This is a genomic window from Catellatospora sichuanensis (assembly GCF_007483665.1).
Classification (GTDB): Bacteria; Actinomycetota; Actinomycetes; order Mycobacteriales; family Micromonosporaceae; genus Catellatospora; species Catellatospora sichuanensis.
Genome location: NZ_VIQO01000012.1, coordinates 111,924 through 132,277, shown reverse-complemented (window position 1 = coordinate 132,277; position 20,354 = coordinate 111,924). Strand labels below are relative to the sequence as shown.

The following is a 20,354-nucleotide window of genomic DNA, read 5'->3' as shown; positions in this document are numbered from 1 at the left end:
AGTCGGCGGTATGGACCCGTCATGTCGCGTCTGGGCCCAACGCCCGATTCTGGTTCGCGTAGCTGGTGCAGCGCAAGCGGCGGGGCCACCCGGATGGTCCCGGGTGGCCCCGCCGGGGTGTCGTCAGTGCGCGACGGGACAGCCGCCGGTGAGCTTGCCGAGGAACTGGTTCGGGTCGTAGTAGTGCTCGACCTCCAGCAGCTTCAGGTCGTCGCTGACCTTGGCGACGCTGATCCCGAACATCTCGATCGTCTTACCGTCCGGCTGGTGGCCGTGGTACTCGCCCTCGAACGCGCCCCAGTGCCGCCACTTGAACGTGACGACCGGCGGCGGGCTGATGACTTCCAGGACCTCCCAGTAGAACCCGCCCGGGAAGGCCTTGTGGAAGATGTGGTGCGAGGACTCGAACGACTCCTGGCCGCTGCGGTAGAACGGGCTGTCGCCGATGAGGATGTTGTAGCTGCCGATGTCGACGATGTCCTGCGCGCTGGCCCACGCTCCGCCGTTGACGTTGGTCCGGAAGTGCTCGGTCACCATGGACACCCAGGTCGCCGGGTCCTTCTTGTACGAGACCTCCATCTCGAAGACCTGCACGATGCTTTCGACGATCGCCTCGAGCGAGTCGGGTGCGTGCTGGGTGGTGCGCTGACCCGGCATGACGGTGTGGGAGAGGTGGTAGTCGGGGGTGGCACCGTCACGCCAGGCTGACTGGTCGGCGGCGTCGATGACGGCGGTGCGGCCTTGCAGCCACAGAGGGGTTTCGGACACGACGGGTTTCCGTCCTTTCACGAGCGTTTAGGGGTCACGGCAGGCCGGCCGCCTGCCGAGAGTCTGGGATGGGGCTCATTCGACCGCGAGCCGCCTGCGACCACCGCCGGTGCAGGGTCGGCTCGGGCGGCCCGGTCTCGCCAGCCGGTACCCGCCACGTCGCACCCGGTCCGCGCCGGTGCGTCAGTTGTGCGGCGACCGTTTGATGCTGCCGCAGATGGGCATGCCGCAGGAACGTGCAGACATCGGCGTGGCCGTCGCGGTGCGCGGCGACCGTAGATGACCGGCCGACGCCCGGAACCGGCTCCCGCACAGGTGGCAGCGGACTCGGCCGCCGTCGCTGAGCAAACGTCCCACCGGTGCGCAGCACGGTGTACCGTCGCCGGGGCGCCCGGCGTTGGTGCCGGTCCGCGTCCGCGGCTGGCAGGCGTCAGGCCCACCGAAACCTCCCCCGCTCGGCAGTCGCAGTGAGACTATCCATGTTGGGCCATCGGCGGAACCCTGAAAGTTGATTGGCCTTCGGGCCGGTGATGATCTCGATTCGTTCCGGCCGCGTGTGGGCTGCTGGAGTGCATGGATGCGGTGGCCTGCCGGCCGCCGACCAGCGTGTCCATCCGCGACACGAGCGGTGGTCAAAGTGGAGGGTAGGCCTTGCCGTCGTCATGTCCCACACCCGCCACGGTCCGGCCGCCATCGCCCTCAACGCCCTTGTCGGGCGCCTCCATTGACAAACGTCAGTCGAAAATGGCGCAATAGCGCGTGTTGAACAGCGTTCCGCCCGGTTGGACGAGCGAGCACGGCTCGCCATCACCCGGGCTCATCTAGCTGTGTCCCACAACTTCTGCCGCGATCGTCGAAAGTTGTGATCAAAGTTTAAGAACATCTGTACATGTCGAAAAAAGAATTCTAAAGTTTCTATGCCAGGCATCGGCGTGCCAGGTCGCTTCAGGACAAACCACGCGTCCGTCCAATGTCCTGGCACGCCGCTGCGAGCGGGATGCCTCGTCGACGAACGGTGCGCAGCAGTCCCGCTCTCACTGGAGGAAAAGTGTTAGCTCCGTCCCGATGGGCGCGCCTGACCATGGCGAGCGCCCTCACCGCAGCGGTCGTCGCCGCGACTGGGTGGCTGCCCGCCACCGCGGCAGCCGCCGCCCCGCCCCCGCAGACACCCGGTATCACGCTGCGGACTTTCGACCTGCAGGTCGCGCTGAGCGCCCTCTGCAACCTCAAGCCGGCGCAGACCCCCAACGTCGACAAGCTCATGTCGACGATCGACTGGACCACGGCCGCGCAGTTCGGTCTGGAAGACAACTTCTACACCCAGGCCCTCGGCTACGTGAACATCCCCACCGCCGGCAGCTACAACTTCCGGCTGATCAGCGACGACGGCTCCCGCCTGCTGATCGATGACAACGTGGTCATCAACCACGACGGCCTGCACGGCGCGACGGCCAAGGACGGTGCGGTCACCCTGACCACCGGCTACCACGCGCTGCGCATCGACTTCTTCGAGGCCGGTGGCGGTCAGCAGCTGACCCTGCAGTGGCAGACGCCCGGCTCGTCGACGTTCGTGACCGTGCCGAACTCGGTGCTCAGCACCGACGCCGGCGTCGTGCGGGTCACCGCCCCGGGCCGCAAGGAGTGCGAGGGCACCGGCGACTCGCCGGGCGACGGCCTGCCGCTGACCTCGGTGCACCCGAACTTCACCCTCACCAACCTGCGCCCGAGCGGCTTCGAGCCGCGGGTGACCGGCATGGACTGGCTTGCCGACGGCCGCCTGGTCATCTGCACCTGGGGTGGCACGAACGACTCCGGCACCTCGCAGGCCGGTGAGGTCTGGATCCTGGGCAACACGGGCGGCACCACCACTCCGGGTGCTGTCACGACCAAACGCATCGGCAGCAACCTCAAGGAGCCGATGGGCCTGAAGATCGTCGACGGGGTGGTCTACGTATCGGAGAAGATGCGGCTGACCAGGCTGGTCGACACCAACGGCGACGAGGTCGCCGACCAGTACCAGCAGGTCGCGACCTGGCCGTACGGCGGCACGTTCCACGAGTTCGCGTTCGGTCTGGTGTATGAGGCCCCGTTCTTCTACCTCAACCTGTCTGTCGGCATCGACTACGGCGGCAACACCACCAACCCGCAGGTGGTCGGCAACCGCGGCACCACCATCAAGATCAACAAGGACACCGGCGCGTGGACGTACGTCGCCGGCGGCCTGCGGACCCCGCACGGCATCGGCTGGGGCCCGGAGAACGGCCTGTTCGTCACCGACAACCAGGGCGGCTGGCAGCCGGCCTCGAAGCTGGTGCACATCAAGCAGGGCCGCTTCTTCAACCACTACCTGAACCCGGCCGGCCCGTTCGACAGCGCCCCGGTCACCCCGCCGGTGATCTGGCTGCCGCAGAACGAGATCGGCAACTCGCCGAGCACCCCGAAGTACATGACCAGCGGCCTGTACGCCGGGCAGTTCGTCATCGGTGACGTCACCTACGGCGGCCTGCAGCGCGCCGCGGTGGAGAAGATCAACGGCGAGTACCAGGGCGCCCTGTTCCGCATGACGCAGGGCCTGGAGGCCGGCGTGTCCGAGGTCAACGTCGGCCCGGACGGCGCGATCTACGTCGGCGGCATCGGCGGCGGCGGCAACTGGGGCCAGTCCGGCAAGCTGAACTTCGGCCTGCAGAAACTCGCCCCGAACGGCGGCAACGCCTTCGACATGCTGAACATGAAGGCTCTGTCCAACGGGTTCGAGATCGAGTACACCCAGCCGGTGTCGGCGGCGACCGCCACCAACCTGGCCACCAAGTACCGGGTCAAGCAGTGGCGCTACGTCCCGACCGCCGCCTACGGCGGCCCGAAGATCGACGAGGAGACGCTGTCGGTGTCGTCGGCGACCCTGTCCGCCGACGGCAAGAAGGTCACCCTGGTGATCAACGGCCTCAAGGCCGGCCGGGTGGTGCACATCCGCTCGCCCAAGCCGTTCGGCTCCAGCAACGGCCAGTCGCTGTGGAACACCGAGGTCTGGTACACCCTCAACAACATCCCCGGCCAGGCCCCGTCCAGCAACCTGGCGCTGAACAAGCCGGCCACCGCCGACAGCTCCTGCGCCACCTCCGAGGGCCCGGCGCAGGCCGTCAACGGCACCGTCAACGGCGGCAACGCCGACAAGTGGTGCTCGCTCGGCACCAGCAAGTGGATGCAGGTCGACCTCGGCACCACACAGACCGTCAACCGGTTCGTCGTCCAGCACGCGGGCGCCGGTGGGGAGGACACGGGCTGGAACACCCGTGACTTCAACATCCAGACGTCCACCAACGGCACGAGCTGGACCACGGCGGCGACCGTCACCGCGAACACGGCCAGCACCACCACCCACAACATCACGGCGGTGCAGGCCAGATACATCAGGCTGAACATCACCGCGGGCGGCACCACCGGCAACCTCGCGGCCCGCATCTACGAGTTCGAGGCGTACGGCACGACCGCACCGCCGACCGGCAACCTCGCGCTCAACAAGGTGGCGACGGCGGACAGCTCCTGCGGCACGACCGAAGGCCCCGCCAAGGCGGTCAACGGCAGCGTGTCGGGCGGCAACGCGGACAAGTGGTGCTCGTCAGGCGCGACCAAGTGGCTGCAGGTCGACCTCGGCTCGGCACAGACGGTCAGCCAGTTGGTCGTCAGGCACGCCGGCGCAGGTGGCGAGAACACCGCCTGGAACACCCGCGACTTCAACCTCCAGGTGTCCACCAACGGCACCAGCTGGACCACGGTCGCGACCGTCACCGCCAACACGGCCAGCATCACGACGCACAACATCACCGCGACCCAGGCCCGCTACATCAGGCTGAACGTCACGACTCCGGCCAGCGACGGCAACGGCGCCGCCCGCATCTACGAGTTCGAGGCCTACGGCACCACGACCCAGCCGACCCGGATCGTGCTGTTCGACGGCACCAACATGAACAACTTCCAGCACTCCAACGGCGCCCCGGTCACCTGGCCGCTGGGCAACGGCGGCGTCGAGGTCCTCGGCGGCGACATCAAGTCCAAGCAGGCGTTCGGTGACTTCAAGCTGCACGCCGAGTTCTGGCTGCCGCTGCTGCCGGGCGACGTCACCGGCCAGCAACGGGCCAACAGCGGCATCTACCTGCAGGACCGCTACGAACTGCAGGTGCTGGACTCGTTCGGGGACACCACCCCGGCCAACAACGAGTGCGGCGCGATCTACGAGAAGATCGCACCGTCGGTCAACGCGGCCACCGCGCCGCAGACCTGGCAGACGTACGAGGTGACCTTCCGTGCGGCCCGGTACAACGGGACCACCAAGACCGAGAACGCCCGCGTCACGGTCGTCTGGAACGGCGTCACCGTCATCAACAACGCCGAGATCAACGGTCCCACCGGCAACGGCGCCGCGGAGACCTCGGCACCCGGCCCGCTGCGGTTCCAGGACCACGGCGACCCGGGCGCGAACCTGTACTACCGCAACATCTGGGTAGAGCCGGCGGTCTGACCCACCGCAGAAATGGGGGAGCTGGCCCGGATGCGCAATCCGGACCAGCTCCCTTCCTCTTGTGCGTGGACCGGCCTCGGTCACCTGTGCGTGGACACGCTGTCAGGCGACGTCCTGGCGCCAGCCGGCGGTGATCAGTGCGCCGCTCGCGAACAGGTTGTTGACCTTGGTGATTTCCTGAGCGTTGGGGAAGGCGCTGGTGCAGGAGGTGCCGGCGCTGCTGCCGGACATCAGCTCGGAGCAGATGCCGGTGCGTCGGTCGGGCAGGCCGAGGATGTGACCGAGTTCGTGGGCGGCGATGCGAGTGGGGTTGTGGCCCTGGGCGGTCGCCTGGCGGCCCATGTACACGGTGCCGTTGCCCAGGGAATTGACGTAGGCGCGCGGCCAGCCGTTGTCGGCGTAGACGCGGATGTTGACCGGGCGACCGGAGGTCCACCGTTCCAGGCGCACGTTGCCGACTCGGGCGTTCCAGTTGGCCGCGCCCTGATGTACGACGTTGACGAATTCGGCGGCCTGGCTCGCGTCGTAGTAGAGCACCCGGACGGCGGCGGGTGCGGGAGCCGCGGTGGCGGTGCCGCTGCCGACAAGCAGGCTGGACAGGGTCATCGCGATCGCGGCAAGGGTGGCCGCTGCGATTCGCGCGAGGTGAGATCTCATGCACACACCATCACGCAAACCATCAGGCATTTCAATATATGCATTAGTTTTCGGCATGCTGCGGCAGCGGAGGTGCGGCGTCGGTGCGCTGTGCGAAGGGCAGCGGGCCGTCAGGTCGCGATGCGGCGCAACCGCCGCGGCGGCAGCCCGGCGGCGAGCGCCGCGACGTCGCCCAGGTGCGTCACGTCCACCAGGCACCCGTGGCGGACGTTGCCCAGCAGCACCTGCTCGCCCTGCTCCACGAGCATCGCGTCGGCGTATGGGAAGCCGTGCACGGAACCGTCGGCCCGTACCTGGTGGATTCCGTCGGCGGCCAGCACCAGGTGCTCGTCGGTGCCGCGCATCCTGCGCCACAGCGACGGCCGCAGCACCTGCCCCTGCGGCACGTACGACCCGAGCGGGCACCCGACCCGCGCCAGCCCGTCGAGCCCCACCTCGGTGCCGACCGGCACCACCACCAGCGCCGTGCCCAGCCACGACGCGACCGCCGCGCGCACCTCGGCCGGGGACAGCTGCGCCATGGCGGCGACCTCGGCGGGCCCGGCGCCGTCGAAGACGCCCAGCAGGCCGAGCCGTGCCACCGTGGCCACCCTGCCGATCGTCGCCGCGTCGCGCACCGCCTCGGCCAGGCCGAGCCGCTCGACCGTGCGCCGCACTTCGTCGGGCAGGTCCAGCGGGTCGCCGCCGTGCCAGGTCACGGCCTCGGCGAGCTCGCTCGGTGCCGCCGGCTGCGCGGCCAGCGAGCGAAGCTGCTCCCACAGGACCGCCGCGACCCGCGCCGAGTCCCGGCCGCGCTGCTGCGTGAAGTGGAGGCTCAGGCCGATCTCCACCGTCGCGGCGGTGGCCGGGGTGTACCAGGGCGTCTGCCAGCACTTGAGCCCGGCCTTGTCGAGCGCCGCGGCGACCCGTCGGTTCAGCAGCGCGAGCACGAGCTGCGCGTGCGGTCCGGCGGGCGCGGTCACGGCGATGCCGGGTGCGACGACCTCGTCGGCGTACCAGCCCCCGCCAGGCCGTACCGCGACCGGGTCGGGGCGGTCGGGCCGCTCGCCGGCCGGCAGCGGCAACCGCAGGCCCGGCCACGGCGCCCGGGTGAGCGCCAGGGCGGCATTGCCGCCGCTGAAGTACCGCGCGACGTGCGCGCGCACCTCGTCGGCGGTGAAGTCGGTGTAGTCGACCGGCGGCCAGCGCAGCACCCCGGCCCCGGCGGCACCCAAGCGCCGCGCCAGCAGCGAACCCCACGGGTCGCGGCACGGGTCGTCCATCTCGACGTCGAGCGAGATCGCCCGATCGCCGGCGTCGGCCAGCGCGGCGACCTCCGCGAGGTCGTCCAGCGGCAGCGCGGCCAGGGCGGCGCAGCACTCGACGAGGTGCTCGGCGACCTCGGCCGGGGTCCCGGACGCGGTGAACGCGGTGTCGAGCAAGCTGGTCGACTGGTCGGCCTCGGTGCTGACCGCTTCCAGCACCAGCATCTGCACCAGGTGGTTCAGCCCGATCCGGTCGACGTCCTCATCACGCGCGCCGACGCCGAACACCAGCGACGCCTTCACGTCCCCGGGAAGGTCCTGCCACGTGACGGCCACCCCGTCGAGCTCAGCTCCATGCATGGCCGGGAGCATACGTCCCCGCGACAATGCGGACCCGTGGCTGGAAACAGGGTGATCGGCGTGGGTGCGTGCGGCTAGGGTGCGGACGGTGACCAGCTTTCCCAGCGCCGCCCGGCGCGTACGCGACCACGCAGTGCCGGTGGAGCGCCGGCTCTGGGCGCTGCGCGGGTGTGCGCTGGCGTTCGGGCCGTACGGCTACCGCGCGACCTGGCACCACCTGCTGGTCAGCGCTCGCATTCCGCGCCGCCTCGACGACGATCCCGAGTCACTGGTCCGCGCTGTCGACGAGCTCGAGGCCGCCCGGCTGCTGTGGCGGGCGCAGGAGGAGCAGCACCGCCGGGACAAGGCGGCCGACCGGGCCCAGGCGCAGGCTCAGGTGTGGCGCGTCCAGCTGTGGCGGCTGGCGTACTGCCCAGATCCGGAGGTCCACCCGCACGAGCCGCTCCCGGTGGTGGTCGGGCGCCTGATCCGCGCATACGCCTCCGGCGCCGACTGGTCGGCGGTGTGCCCGGTCTGCGGCAGCGCCCGCTCGTTGCGGCAGTGCTGCCCCGGCTGCGGCGTCGATCCGCGCGGCCCCGGCGTGCGGTCGCCGGACCCGACCGAGCACGAGCGGTGGCGCCGGATCTGGTCCCGCGCCGACCGCACGTGAACCGGCCGGCGACCGATGCGGCCCGGCTACACCGCTCTGGCGATCGTGAGCTTCCCGCGGCGGTGGAAGCGGGGCGCGCGGTACTCCACGACCGTCTGAGCGCCCAGCTCGACGATGGCCCTCGCCTCGGCCTGGCCGAAAGGCTCGCCCTTCTTCGGGACGATCTGCACCACGACCCGGTGCGGCCCGGCGGCGACGGCCACGGTGTGGGTACCCCAGCTCCGGACCAGCTGGTCCACCCCGTCGACGCTCAGCCGCGGCGTGCTCGTCCGGTACAGCCGGGTGAGCGACGGATACGCCAGCGTCACCCGCAGCATGCCCTGACCGATCGACACGGTCACCTCCTCCAGCACCATCATCACCGCCAGCGGCGTGCGGGCGGGTCAATTCGCGGACGAATCGGTGACCAGCTCTTCCAGGCTGGACCGGACCTCCCGCGAGCCGCTTGTGCAGGTCGGCCAGGGGAGAGGCGGCACCCTGCTGCTTGCCCGAACGGGTGTGCGAAGTCCTTCCGGAAGGTCTCAGCGTCGATGCTCGGCTCGCCCGCCGGCATGGCTGAGCAGATTAGGACGGATGGCCGTCACTAGGGTCGCTGGCCGCAGCGTCGCAGCATAACGTGCTTACCTGTCCCAAAGCGACACGGCTGAGCGGACGCTGGAGGTGCTCACATGCAGGTGAGGCTTCTTGGGCCCGTCGACGTCGCGGCAGCGGGTGTGGCCACGGAGGTGCCGGGCCTGCGCCGCAAGGCTGTGCTCGCGGTTCTCGGCCTACATCCCGGACAGATCGTCAGCAGCGACCGCCTCATCGATGTGGTCTGGGGCGGCAAGGCGCCGGTGACCGCGCTCAACACCCTGCAGCGCCACATCTCCTACCTGCGCGACGTGCTCGGCAGCAAGTCCTCGATCGTGGCCAGGCCACCGGGCTATGCACTGAACCTGCCGGGTGAAGCCACCGACGCCGAGGCCGCGCAACGGCTTGTCCGGCTGGGGACGCAGTCACCGGATCCGGCCCAGGCGCTCGACCATCTTCGTGGCGCTCTGGCCCTGTGGCGTGGCCGGCCATTGGCGGATGTCGCCGAGCTTCGCTGGTTGGGGGAACAGGCTGAACGCTTCGATCACCTGGAGCACGAGGCAACCCGGGCGCTCATCGACGTCCGCCTCACCCTGGGCGAACATGCCCGGCTGATACCCGAGCTCGAGCAGCTGATCGCGGCCCGGCCCTTTGACGAGGATCTCCAGCGGCAGTTGATGCTCGCGCTGTACCGTGCCGGCCGGCAGGCCGAGTCACTCGCGCGCTATCAGCGGCTCAAACGGGCTCTGGCCGATGAACTGGGCATCGACCCGGGGCTTGCGCTGCGGGAGCTGGAAGCCGCGATTCTGCGCCAGGATGCCTCCCTCGAAGCGCACGCGCCTTCCGTCGCCGTGGCGGCCGTCTCGACCAGCACGGCGCCTCCCGCGCAGCTGCCGCTGGCCATCCCCGCTTTCGCCGCGAGGCAGTCGGAAATCGCGCGGCTGCACGCGATGATCGCCGGCCAGGGCCCGGCGTCGGTGCTCATCGCCACCGTGTCCGGCACAGCGGGTGTTGGCAAGACGACACTGGCCGTGCACTGGGCGCACCAGGTGCGGCAGTCCTTCCCCGACGGACAGCTCTATGTCGACCTCCGGGGCTTCGACCGCGGTGGGGCCCTGGTGGACCCCGCCGTCGCCTTGCGCGGATTCCTCGACGCCTACGGCGTCCCGGTGCAGCGGATCCCCGCGGGCCTCGACGCCCAGGCCGCCCTGTACCGCAGTGTCCTCAGCGGAAAGCGGGTGCTGGTCGTGCTGGACAACGCCCGCGACGTGGCGCAGGTCCGGCCGCTACTGCCTGGCTCACCCGGCTGCGCGGTGCTCGTCACCAGCCGAAATCAGCTGACCGCACTGGTGACGGCCGAAGGCGCCGTGCCGATGACACTCGGCCTGCTGACCGATGACGAAGCACGCGATCTGCTCACCCGGCGGTTGGGCGAAGACCGGGTGGCCGCCGACGCAGGCGCCGTCCGGGAAGTGATCACGCAGTGCGCCCGGCTGCCGTTGGCACTGGCGATCGCCGCAGCGAGCTGTGTCACCCGCCCGGAGGTGCCGGTCGCGGGAGTGGCCGCGCAACTGCGCGACTCGGCAGGGACGCTGGACGCCCTCAACAGCGCCGATACGGATACGGACATAAGGTCGGTTTTCTCCTGGTCTTATCAGGCCCTCAGCCCGGACTCTGCCCGGCTGTTCACATTGCTGGGCCTGCATCCAGGACCGGATGTGAACGAGTCGGCGGCTGCCAGCCTGGCGGGCCGTTCCGTCGCCGGAGTCCGGCCGCTGCTCGCCGAGCTGATCCAGGCCAATCTTCTGCTGCAGTCGAATCCGGGGCGGTACGCCTTCCATGATCTTCTTTGGAGCTACGCCGCCGACTGCGCACAGGAAGACGAGCCGGAGCAGCGAGTTCAAGCCATGCGCCGCCTGCTCGACCACTACCTGCATACCGCCCTGTCGGCTGCGATGCTCATCCACCCGCACCGGGATCCCATCGCTGTCCCTGAGCTCAGCCCCGGCACCGCGGTGCAGCAACTCGCCGGCAAGGAGGAGGCCACGGCCTGGTTCACCGCTGAGCGAGCGGTGCTGTTCACCGTGATCAGGCGGGCCGCCGCCGACGGCTTCGACCGCCATGTCTGGCAACTGGTCTGGGCACAGCAGGATCACCTGGATCGTGGCGGTCATTGGGAGGAACATGCGGCCAACCTCGGGGTTGCCATCGAAGCCGCCGGACGGCAAGGCGACCAGGCCGCGCAAGCACATGCCCACCAGAGCCGTTCCACTGCCTTCGCCCGCATGGGCCGCTACGAGGAGGCGCACACGCACCTCAGCGAGGCCCTCGAACTCTATGCGGCCCTCGGCGATCGCGGCGGCCAGGCCACCGTGCAATACCAGCTCGGCTGGTTGGCAAACCGCCAGCGCAATCACGACCAGGCGATTCGTCATGCGCGCCGGGCATTGTGGCTCTATCGTGCCGCGGGAAAGCCGATGATGGCCGCCCGCGCGCTGAATTCGCTGGGCTGGGCATACGCCCTACGCGGCGACTATCGCCGGGCCCGCCCGCGATGTGAGCATGCGCTGGCGCAGATGCGCGAGCTCGGCGATCTGACGTTCCAGGCCGGGACCTCGGACAGCCTCGGCTATATCCATCACCATCTGGGCGATTACGAGTTGGCCGCAGGTCACTACCGGCGGGCGCTCGCCCTCTTTCGTGACCTCAACGACCGTTACTACGAAGCCGATACGCTCAGCCATCTTGGTGACACTCACCGGGCGGCCGGCGACCTTCAGGCCGCCCGGATCGCGTGGCAGCAGGCGTACGAGATCTTCAGCCGGCTAGCGCATCCGGATGCGCTCGGAGTGCGGGCGAAACTCGACGGCGCACAATGACATCGGTTGCTCCGACCACCAGTCCCAGGGGTCGCTGCAATCGGTGGTGAGCACACCATCGGGCAGCTCACACACGTATATCGCGGCGCCGAGGTAACCGAAGATGCCGCCCGCGTACTCGCACTCATACTGTAGCGGCGGGTTCTCCAGGCGGTTGGCATGGCCGCATCTGCCGTCCCGGCAGAGGATCTGGCTATCGGTGAAGTCGCACGAATACGAGGCCCGCTGTTCCGCGTAGACCCCGCCGAGGGTCTTGCAGATGGCCTGCAGCGTTTCGGGGCTGAGGACCCGCGGAGGATCGCCTGCGGCGGCCGGGCCCGCCACGCCGGCGACGAAGCCGGTGATCGTCAGTGCCGAGATGACGAGAAGCCGGAGCCACTTGCTGACATGGTGCACGGTGGGTTACTCCTTCGGTATGAAACCAGAGCGTGCGTACACCATGGCGGCTCGGCCTGAAACGGTGCTGAAACGGGGCCCCGCGGTGAACGCGGAGCCCCGGTGAGCGCGGTCAGGCCCGGAGCACGAGCGGCCGGCAGATGTAGATGACCCACGGCGGCCAGTAGACGACGATACATTCCCACAGGACGACGTCCCCGACGCCGATCTGGCGGGCGACCTGGTCGACCGTGGTGTCAGGTGCCGGGGTGTCGTAGTCACCCAGTCGCTTGACCCCGGCGGCGTCCTTGCCGGACGCCAGTGCCGTGATCTGATCTGTGGTGAGCTCCCGCTCCGAGGCCACGAGCGTCACCTGCGAGGGTGCGGGCAGTCCGCCGCGGAGCTTCTTCTCTGCTTCGGCCTGGATCTGCGCCACCGCGGTTTCGGGCTTGAGATCCTGGATGGTGACGATCTGCATCCCGCGGTCACCGGCTGCGGCCGGACCGGCCACCACCGCGACCGCGCTGACCACCGCCATGGTCAGCAGGGTCAGCCTCCTACTCAGTTTCATCGCATTACCTCTCCTCGATGCGGCAGGCGGGTGCTTCAGCGCCCGTGGCCACACCGTGGCAGCGGGGCCTGACGTGGTTCTGAAGCGCGGCTGAAAGGCGAAGCTGACAGCTTGCCGGCCTGCGCCGCGCCGATCCTCCGGCCCAGGTTCGTAGCGGTGCATTCGAGCGTCGGGCAGGTGGCCGCCATGGCGTCACATGCGTGAATGTCACAAGATGTCGCATATCGTCGGCGTGTCGAAAACACTTACACCCTGGTAACGCCACGCTGCCTTAACTGGCGGCATGCATCGGACCGCACCACCAGCACGAACGAAGACCCCACCGGATTCGCCGGCATATTGCCGTCGGGTCTGCCAGCTGTCGTGGCAGTGACCACCGCAGCCCGCGTCTGGCCGGGGTCGAAGTCCTCGGCCTGCCGGTCCTCCGCCGTGTCCTCGCCCTTCCGCCGTCCTGGGCCGTCGCACCCCGAAGCGATCGACGAGGGCTGCCCGAGTATGTTTGCCGATCCCGACCAGGACCCGAGGATGCAGCAGTGACCTGCAGCGAGCAAGGACAGACGATGACGCAGGCGGACACGGCAGAGACCGCACAGGGCGGCACCGGCCGCCGGGAGACCGGCTCCGGCTGGCACGCGGGCATCCGCCGGGCGGTACGGGCCGCCCGCCGGCCGGGCCCCTGGAAACGCGGCCCGGTGCTCGGGGCGCTGGCGCTGCTGCTGGGCCTGTTCATGCTCATGCACGCGAAGATCCCGAACCGGGTCGGGAACCTCGGCAGCCTGGTGGAGAACTTCCTACCGTGGTTCGGCCTGTTCATCCCGGTGCTACTGGCCGCGGCGCTGTGGCGCCGCTCCGCCACCGCGGTGGCCGCGCTGCTGCTGCCGGTCGTGGTGTGGCTGAACCTCTTCGCGGGGCTGCTCGGCGACAAGTCCCACCCGGGCAGCGACCTCACGGTGGCCGAGCACAACGTCGGCGCCGACAATCCCGACCCGGCCGGCACCGCCCGCGACCTGGCCGCCTCCGGGGCGGACGTGCTCGCCCTGGTGGAACTGACCGAGCAGGACCGGGGCACCTACGAGGCAGGACTGGCTCAGGCGTACCCGTATCACACGGTGCAGGGCACGGTCGGTCTGTGGAGCAAACTGCCGCTGTCGGACACCCAACCGGTCGACATGAAGCAGGATGTCGGACCGCTCGGGGACACCAAGTCGGCCGAGGCCAAGCTGCCCTACAACCGGGCGCTGCGTACCACGGTGGCCACGGGCCAGGGTCCGCTGGCGGTGTATGTCGCCCACCTGGGGTCCGCACGGGTGAATCCCAGGGCGGGTTTCTGGACGGCCGACCGAGACAGGAACGCGCAGGCGCTCGGCGAGGCCGTCGCCGCCGAGCAGAACGAGCGGGTGGTGCTGCTCGGCGACCTGAACGGCACCATGGACGACAGGGCCTTCGCCGGCCTCACTTCGCAACTGCGCTCGGCCCAGGACGCGGCCGGGAACGGCTTCGGTTTCAGCTGGCCGGCAGAGTTCCCCGTGGTGCGGATCGACCAGATCCTGTTCAGGGGCGTAGTGCCGACGAGCTCGTGGGTGCTGCCGGCCACCGGCAGCGACCACCTGCCGGTCGCGGCCGGTATCAGCTGGTGATGTTCCATGGGCCGGTGCAGACAGCTGGACATTTGTAACGTCCCACAAAGCAGCGAGGTACCTGACCGAACCTCTGGCACCTTCCCGAGCAGGGCGCTACCGCAGTCTCACGGCACCTGGAACGGCTCGCCGCAGAGGACGGTCTGCGGGCTGTCGGGCGGGTAGAGCCCATCGGCTGCGGGTGGGTCGTCGTCGGTCACCTCGGTGAACCCGATGCAGAAGACCACCTCCCGCCCGGCCAGCGAGATCGGCGTACGCTGGGCGGACACCGGATGATCAGGCTCTACCTGGAGCGGTACGCGGAAACTGTGCGACCTGCTGGCACCCGCTTCGAGCACCGAGCCGCGAATCCGCACGGTGGGTTCGCGTGCGCCGCCGCAGTCACTGGTGTCCGGGGTCTGACAGGGGTGGATGATGCGCTGGGAAAGCTCGACCACCCCGTCGTCGCGGACGCTGACCTCCACCGGCCCCCGCGACCAGCCGGGCTGTTGCGGATCGGTCCACCCTCCGTCGTAGACCACGACCGGCGCACCCGACCGGTTGGCCAGTGTGTACTCGACCGCGACGTCGCCGCCTGCGACGGCGGTGCGCACCGTCAGATCCAGGTCCGGGTCACCCGAGCAGGCGGCCAGCGCTGTCGTGACGAGCAGTAGGCCGACGACGCGGCGCATTCTCGTCACCAGCCGTCTCCCTGGTAGGTGCGGTAGGTGTCGCGTTCGCGCATGCCCATCTCCCGGCGCAGCCCGTTCTCGGTGTATTGGATCGGGTGATCGGGGTCGAGCCGGTCCGGCGTCGAGGAGTCGTCGTCGTGGTCGAAGGGAAGGCCCGCCGCCTGCCGCTCGCCCTTCTTGATGCCGTCGTCGGGCCCACCGACGATCTTGTCTTCTTCGAAGGTGTCGTTCCAGTAGTCGTACACGTGCCCGAGCTCGTGGTAGAGCACGACCGACGGTCGGCCGCGCTCGGCGTCGAAGGTGAAGGCGGGGTTGTACTGGATGACGGAGTCCGAGTTGGCGAGCTTGTGGCCCTTGGAGGCGTAGCCGTTCTCCTCGTCGAGCTCCTTGATGGTCAGCGTGTTCTCGCCGAACAGGAAGTTCGGGTCGCGCTTGTCCTGGAGGTTGTCCAGCATCTGCTGGCCGGTGGGTGAGGCGCGGTACATGTCGAGATCGGCCAGCACCCGTTCCTTGAACTCGTCGGAGCCCTCGATCTTGATGAACTGCGCCTTGTCGCTGATCTCGACCTTGACATCCGAGGCCACGCCGTCGACGGTGTCCTCGTCCTGCCGGTAGGCGGTGTCGCTGCCGCCGCCTGCGGTGATGCGGTCCTTGCCGTGCCCGCCGTAGTAGACGTCGTCGCCGGTGCCTCCGGCCAGCCTGTCGTCGCCGTGACCACCGGACACGACGTCGTTGCCGGCGCCGCCGTGCAGCGAGTCGTCGCCCTTCGCGCCTTCGAGGTAGTCGTCGTCCTCGCCGCCGGACATCTGGTCGTCACCGCCCAGGCCGTACAGGGTGTCCTGGCCGGAGCCGCCCGACAGCACGTCGTTTCCGTCCTGGCCGTCGATGTAGTCGATGCCGGAGCCGCCGGAGATGTAGTCGTCGTCCCTGCCGCCGTAGAGGTCGTCCGTTCCGCGTCCACCGAAGATCTTTTCGGCGCCGTCACCGCCGCGGATGGTGTCGTCTCCCGCACCGCCGAGCAGCGTCACCCGGATGTTGGAGCCCTTCGGGACCTCGATGGTGTCGTTGCCTTCGCCGCCGCGGATGGTGACCGGGGTGCCCGGCGGGTAGTGGTGGTCCGCGCCGTTGACGGTGATGACGACGTCGCCGGTCTTCGGGTCGATCCTGACCTTGACGTCGTCGTTTCCGGTGCCGGTGTTCACGACCGCCCGGCCGTCCACCATGATCACCGAAACGCCGTCCGTCGCCTCCGCGGGTAGCGTGAACGGGTCGGTCGTGCCCGCGACGACCGCGCCCCAATCGGCGGCGATGGTGTCCCAGCCCGATCTGTCGAAACCGCTGAGATTCTGGGCGAGCGCCTGCTCCAGCTCCTTGCGCAGGGTCGCGGCCTCGGCGACGGCGCCGCTGATCAGCTTCTGCTCTTCTTCACTTCGGGGATGGAACGTGCCGCCGACGTCGCGGAACTTCACCTTGTCGTATTCGGCGTCGAGCAATCCCTGGTACCGCTGGAGCAGGTCGGCTATGCCCTCGAGCTGACCGGCGAGCTTGCCCGCGTTGTCCTGCAGCGCGTCGACGCTGGAGATCAGCTTGGTCCGGTGCTTCACATAGCTGTCGCGGGCCGGGCCCGACCACTGGGAGCCCACCAGCTTCTTGCCGTCTGCGTCGATGTCGTCGCCCAGCGACGTGGCGGACTTGCCGAACCGTCGCCACGCCGACGCGGCGCTGTGGATCCGCCCCGGGTTCGCGTGCAGCTGCCAGGTCGATTCGGCCGCCGTGATCGGCGGGAAGTGCTCCTGGTCCTCCGGTGGAATTCCCATCGGCGACCTCCCCGTGGTCAGATCGGAATATTGCGGTGCTTCTGCCGCAGCTTGCGCTCGGCTTCCTCATCTGCCTGCTGGTAGGCGAAGGCCACCCGGAGCAGGCTCTCGTTGTCCACCTCGAGCACCGTGACCAGCCGCTCCGTCGCCGTGCCCGCGCTGCCCTCCACGCCGTGGTAGGCCTCGCTCTGCCTGCCCGCGTTCGCCACGTTGCCGAAGTCGGACGTGGACAGCACCGTGTCGGCCCTGACGGTGCGCAGCGCCGTCGCGAGATCCTGCGAGCCGTCCAGACAGGACTGCGCGACACGCGCCAGCTCGACCGGATCGGCCCGTACCTCCCCGCTCATGCAGGCACCCTACAACGCCGCCGCACCGCGAGCCGACCGGTGGGGTTGATTCGGGGGATGCCTGCTGCCGGCAGACGCGCCTACCCGTTCTCCGGCAGCTGTTTGCGGGACGAGGTCAGGCGGCCGACGACAGATATGAAGGCGGCGAACACGGCCAGGACGGCGAACCAGCCGGGCAGGGAAGTCCAAAGCGGGGTGGAATAGCCGTCGGCGGTGGCGATCCGCTCCGGGTGGTCTGGGTCGACGTAGACGGTGAGGGCCTGACCTACCGGAATTTTGGGGATCACCCAGGGGTATCGCAGATCGGCTGTGCGGGCCTGCCCCTGCGCTGTGTAGCTCACGGTGTACCAGTGATCACGTTCGTCGTTGTGTTCGGAGGTGACGATGGCCTGGGTCGGGCTGCCGTGATCGACGATCCGTTTCCGCTGCTGTTCGCCGACGAGGAAGATGCCGACGGCGATCAGGCCGAGGGCGAAGGCGATCGCCAGACCGGTGACCGTGCGCCGCTTGGTGAATATCATCGCTGCCCTCTCGCGTAGCGCCCGCAGACGACGCTACGCGCAAAGAGACCGGCGCTGTGAGTCGGTGATCGGTCAACGGCCAGAACCTGCGCGGCTCGGGCCCGCGTGATCATCCTTGCGGAAGACGACCGCCCCCACCGGGGAGAACGCCGTGGCTGCTCATGGGCTCGCCAGGCGATTACCTTGATCGACTGGTCTATGCTGCGGCATGCTGTTCACTCCCCGGGCCGCGTGGGCCGATGCGCCGGCGCCGCTGCAAGCAGCCATCGCCGACGCGCTCGGCACCGCCGTCACCGGCCACACGGATCTGCGCGGTGGCATGTCGCCCGGACCGGCCGCCGCACTGCGGCTGGCTGACGGCCGCACAGTGTTCGCCAAGGCGATGTCGGTCGAGGTCCGGGCGCACAACCACATGCTGGTCCGCCGAGAGTCGGCGGTCCTGGATGTGCTGCCGGAGTCCGTGCCGGCCCCGCGCCGCCTCGCGACCGTCGCATGGGGACCGTGGATCGCGCTGGTCACCACCTGGGCCCCCGGCGCCGCCGGAGGGCTGTGGACCGATAAGTCGATCGACGCCGTCGTAGACGCGTGCCGGACCGCGAGTGGGCACCGGGCACCGGACGGGTTGCGCCCGGTCGCCGAGCGAATCTTCGACTTCGACGGCTGGGAGCGCGTCGTCGTGGCCGGGCCGGAGGACGAGTGGGAGGTGGACTACGCGGACCGGGCCGCCGATATCGCCGCGGACTGGGCGCGGTGGACGGCCGGCGATGCCCTGGTCCACCGGGACATCCGCGCCGACAACACGACGGTGGACGCGGAGACCGGATCGGCGACGCTGTTGGACTGGGCCTATGCGGCCGCCGGCGTGCCGTGGCTGGACCTGGCCCAATTGGCCGCGGACATCGTCGGCACCGGTCACTGCCTCGGCGGTCAGGCCGCCACGGACCGCGCGTACCGCCTGATCCAGACCCTGCCCACCGACGCTGCGCGGTTCGTGGTGGCCTTGACCGGCATGTGGCGGATCCGAGCCGCGACGATCCAGGACGCCGTGCTGCCGACGATCTCGACCTGGCGCCGTGAGCGGGTGCAGGCACTACGCCCGCTGGTGACCCGCCTGATCATCGACCTCACCGGCCGGCCCTGAACGGTTGGTAGGCCACCCTCCAACGACCATGTTCCAGAAGTCCGATGACGACGGCCGTAAGATCAGGCCGTGGACGATTTGCCCGGCACGGATCATCGAACCTACGTGAGCGACTGGGCGCGGCTGTCCGTCAGCTACAACCAGTACGAGGTGTCGACTGTGCCGGGCGCGTCGGGGCTGGATATCTACCTCCTCGGCGACTCGCTGCTGCACGTCGGCGGGCCGAACAACTGCATCGGCTTCTGCGGTGTGCACACCGGCTGGATCGAAGCACGTGTCCTTGTCCTACCCGGGCCTGCGGGGGAGGTCGACGCCGGTTGGGACGCGATCAGCGAGGTGACGCTCTGGAGTCCCAGCGGCCGGCTGTCGGTCATCGGCCTGATGAGCGGCGCCGCGGAGGGCATCGCCGATGTCGCCGTGCCGCGAGGGCTGATCCGGGTTCGGGTGCACGCGCGCGACCGCCTGCAGGAGCCCGTACGTGGCGACGACGACCCGCCCGAGCGGCACGAGCTGCACATCTGGCCGGTGTCCGAGGAGGCGCCGTGGCGCACCGTGCTGGCCGACCCGCAGCGACGCGCCTGGGAGCAGAAACCGGCGAAGGCCGCCGAGTGGGCGATGCTGTCGCTGGCCCCGCGCCCGTCCAGCCGTCCGGCCATCCTGGCGCCGGTGCCACCCGACCCGTACGAGGACGACACCGGCCTGCCGCGAGTGGCGGTGGTCCGCTGCCGGCCAGCGCCGGTCGAGGTCCCGGTGGGCGTGCTGCCCGCCGGCGACCTGGAGGTCCGGCTCGAGCGAGCCGACGGCGAGACCTTCAGCTGGTCGTGGGCCACTGCCGACGAGCCGATCTTCCCTCATCCGCTGGTCGCGCTGCCGGACGACGAGCCGAGCAGCGTACGGCTGACTTCCGGCCCCGACGGCTCCACGCTGCGGCACGAGGCAGTACTGGGCCGGCACGCCTTCGCTCTCGGCCTGGTCTGGGACCATCTGCTCGACGACGCCGGCCGGTATCCGTGGATGGATACGTTCCGCGAGCAGGCCGCTGAGGCGCACGCGCTGGTCGAGAAGACCCGCCGCCGGCGGGCCGAGCGCGACGCCGAGCGGTGGGGAGGCGCCCCACCGTCGGATCGTGTCCGCGGGCTCCCCGGCCAGGCGCAGTCCCTGGCGCGGATCGACCGCCCGCTGCTCGACCGCATCGAGGCGCTGCCTGCCACCCGCCAGCGAGAAACAGCCTGCTGGGCGGCCCGCCGCGCGATGCGTGCGGCCGGGCTGGAGCAGATCGGGTGGATCGCTGAGGCGCTCGCCGCCGCCGAGGCCGCCCGCCCACTGCCCCGATCCTTCACCGAGCAGAGCGGCGCCACCGCCTTCAGGCGGCTTCTGTCCGATCCCGAGGTGCCGCGTACCACCGTGCCGCTCCGACCAGAGCCCGGCGTGTTCGGCCGACAGGGCGTCACCGAGATGTTGCAGCAGGCCGCCGCGTTCCCCGCCCTGATCGCCCTGGCGAGTGACGATCCGCTGGCCGCCGCGATCGACGCCGTCTACAACGCGGCGACTGCCCACGGAGACGACCGCGACCGCTTCCTCGCCGACGCCCACATCGCCCTGCAATGACCCGATTCGGCCTGCAGTCGGGG

Annotated in this window: 16 protein-coding genes; 6 read left to right on the top strand and 10 right to left on the bottom strand. The window is 69.6% G+C overall.

Features of this window, described 5'->3' with window-relative positions:
• Nucleotides 1-123: 123 nt before the first annotated feature.
• On the bottom strand, nt 124-768 hold the full coding sequence (locus tag FLL47_RS23890) for an ester cyclase (protein WP_144122798.1): 645 nt from the start codon (nt 766-768) through the stop codon (nt 124-126).
• A gap of 1,081 nt (nt 769-1,849) precedes the next feature.
• Here FLL47_RS23890 and FLL47_RS23885 point away from each other — a divergent pair.
• A complete protein-coding gene (locus FLL47_RS23885) occupies nt 1,850-5,284 on the top strand; it encodes a discoidin domain-containing protein (protein ID WP_144122797.1) in 3,435 nt (1,144 codons plus the stop codon).
• Between the two features lie 102 nt (nt 5,285-5,386).
• Here FLL47_RS23885 and FLL47_RS23880 read toward each other — a convergent pair whose 3' ends face one another.
• Nucleotides 5,387-5,941, bottom strand: a complete 555-nt coding sequence (locus FLL47_RS23880) for a snapalysin family zinc-dependent metalloprotease (RefSeq protein ID WP_144122796.1) — start codon at nt 5,939-5,941, stop codon at nt 5,387-5,389.
• Between the two features lie 110 nt (nt 5,942-6,051).
• Nucleotides 6,052-7,545: a hypothetical protein gene (locus FLL47_RS23875; RefSeq protein ID WP_144122795.1), complete on the bottom strand. Its 1,494-nt coding sequence runs from the start codon at nt 7,543-7,545 to the stop codon at nt 6,052-6,054.
• 88 nt (nt 7,546-7,633) lie between these two features.
• Here FLL47_RS23875 and FLL47_RS23870 point away from each other — a divergent pair, with 88 nt between their 5' ends.
• Complete coding sequence (locus tag FLL47_RS23870) at nt 7,634-8,194, top strand: hypothetical protein (protein WP_144122794.1); 561 nt, start codon at nt 7,634-7,636, stop codon at nt 8,192-8,194.
• A 26-nt stretch (nt 8,195-8,220) separates the two neighbouring features.
• Here FLL47_RS23870 and FLL47_RS23865 read toward each other — a convergent pair whose 3' ends face one another.
• Entirely contained in the window at nt 8,221-8,529 is a 309-nt protein-coding gene (locus FLL47_RS23865) for a hypothetical protein (RefSeq protein WP_144122793.1), read from the bottom strand.
• A gap of 333 nt (nt 8,530-8,862) precedes the next feature.
• On the opposite strand from FLL47_RS23865, the gene FLL47_RS23860 reads away from it, so the two are divergent.
• Nucleotides 8,863-11,643 (top strand): AfsR/SARP family transcriptional regulator, encoded by a 2,781-nt coding sequence (locus FLL47_RS23860; protein WP_144122792.1) that lies wholly within the window; start codon nt 8,863-8,865, stop codon nt 11,641-11,643.
• On the opposite strand, the gene FLL47_RS23855 is transcribed toward FLL47_RS23860, so the two are convergent.
• Both FLL47_RS23855 and FLL47_RS23850 read right to left on the bottom strand, forming a co-directional pair.
• The gene (locus FLL47_RS23855) at nt 11,590-12,039 is read right to left on the bottom strand and encodes a hypothetical protein (RefSeq protein WP_144122791.1); all 450 of its coding nucleotides are present in this window, start codon (nt 12,037-12,039) and stop codon (nt 11,590-11,592) included. The genes FLL47_RS23860 and FLL47_RS23855 overlap by 54 nt on opposite strands.
• 112 nt (nt 12,040-12,151) lie before the next feature.
• Nucleotides 12,152-12,589: a hypothetical protein gene (locus tag FLL47_RS23850; protein ID WP_144122790.1), complete on the bottom strand. Its 438-nt coding sequence runs from the start codon at nt 12,587-12,589 to the stop codon at nt 12,152-12,154.
• A 560-nt stretch (nt 12,590-13,149) separates the two neighbouring features.
• Here FLL47_RS23850 and FLL47_RS23845 point away from each other — a divergent pair.
• Nucleotides 13,150-14,226: an endonuclease/exonuclease/phosphatase family protein gene (locus FLL47_RS23845; protein WP_144122789.1), complete on the top strand. Its 1,077-nt coding sequence runs from the start codon at nt 13,150-13,152 to the stop codon at nt 14,224-14,226.
• 107 nt (nt 14,227-14,333) lie between these two features.
• On the opposite strand, the gene FLL47_RS23840 is transcribed toward FLL47_RS23845, so the two are convergent.
• The 4 genes from FLL47_RS23840 to FLL47_RS23825 all read right to left on the bottom strand — a co-directional run bounded on the left by FLL47_RS23840 (nt 14,334) and on the right by FLL47_RS23825 (nt 17,582).
• Nucleotides 14,334-14,906, bottom strand: a complete 573-nt coding sequence (locus tag FLL47_RS23840; protein WP_144122788.1) for a hypothetical protein — start codon at nt 14,904-14,906, stop codon at nt 14,334-14,336.
• Nucleotides 14,903-16,714: a M91 family zinc metallopeptidase gene (locus tag FLL47_RS23835; protein ID WP_144122787.1), complete on the bottom strand. Its 1,812-nt coding sequence runs from the start codon at nt 16,712-16,714 to the stop codon at nt 14,903-14,905. Before FLL47_RS23835 ends, FLL47_RS23840 begins: the two co-directional genes overlap by 4 nt.
• Before the next feature lie 17 nt (nt 16,715-16,731).
• Complete coding sequence (locus FLL47_RS23830) at nt 16,732-17,061, bottom strand: hypothetical protein (protein WP_144122786.1); 330 nt, start codon at nt 17,059-17,061, stop codon at nt 16,732-16,734.
• An 80-nt stretch (nt 17,062-17,141) separates the two neighbouring features.
• Nucleotides 17,142-17,582: a DUF3592 domain-containing protein gene (locus FLL47_RS23825; protein WP_144122785.1), complete on the bottom strand. Its 441-nt coding sequence runs from the start codon at nt 17,580-17,582 to the stop codon at nt 17,142-17,144.
• Nucleotides 17,583-17,790: 208 nt separating this feature from the next.
• On the opposite strand from FLL47_RS23825, the gene FLL47_RS23820 reads away from it, so the two are divergent.
• Together FLL47_RS23820 and FLL47_RS23815 are read left to right on the top strand one after the other, a co-directional pair.
• Nucleotides 17,791-18,723 carry a phosphotransferase gene (locus FLL47_RS23820; protein ID WP_144122784.1) on the top strand — a complete coding sequence of 311 codons (933 nt, stop codon included), beginning with the start codon at nt 17,791-17,793 and terminating at the stop codon, nt 18,721-18,723.
• 69 nt (nt 18,724-18,792) lie between these two features.
• Complete coding sequence (locus FLL47_RS23815; RefSeq protein ID WP_144122783.1) at nt 18,793-20,331, top strand: hypothetical protein; 1,539 nt, start codon at nt 18,793-18,795, stop codon at nt 20,329-20,331.
• Nucleotides 20,332-20,354: the final 23 nt, after the last annotated feature.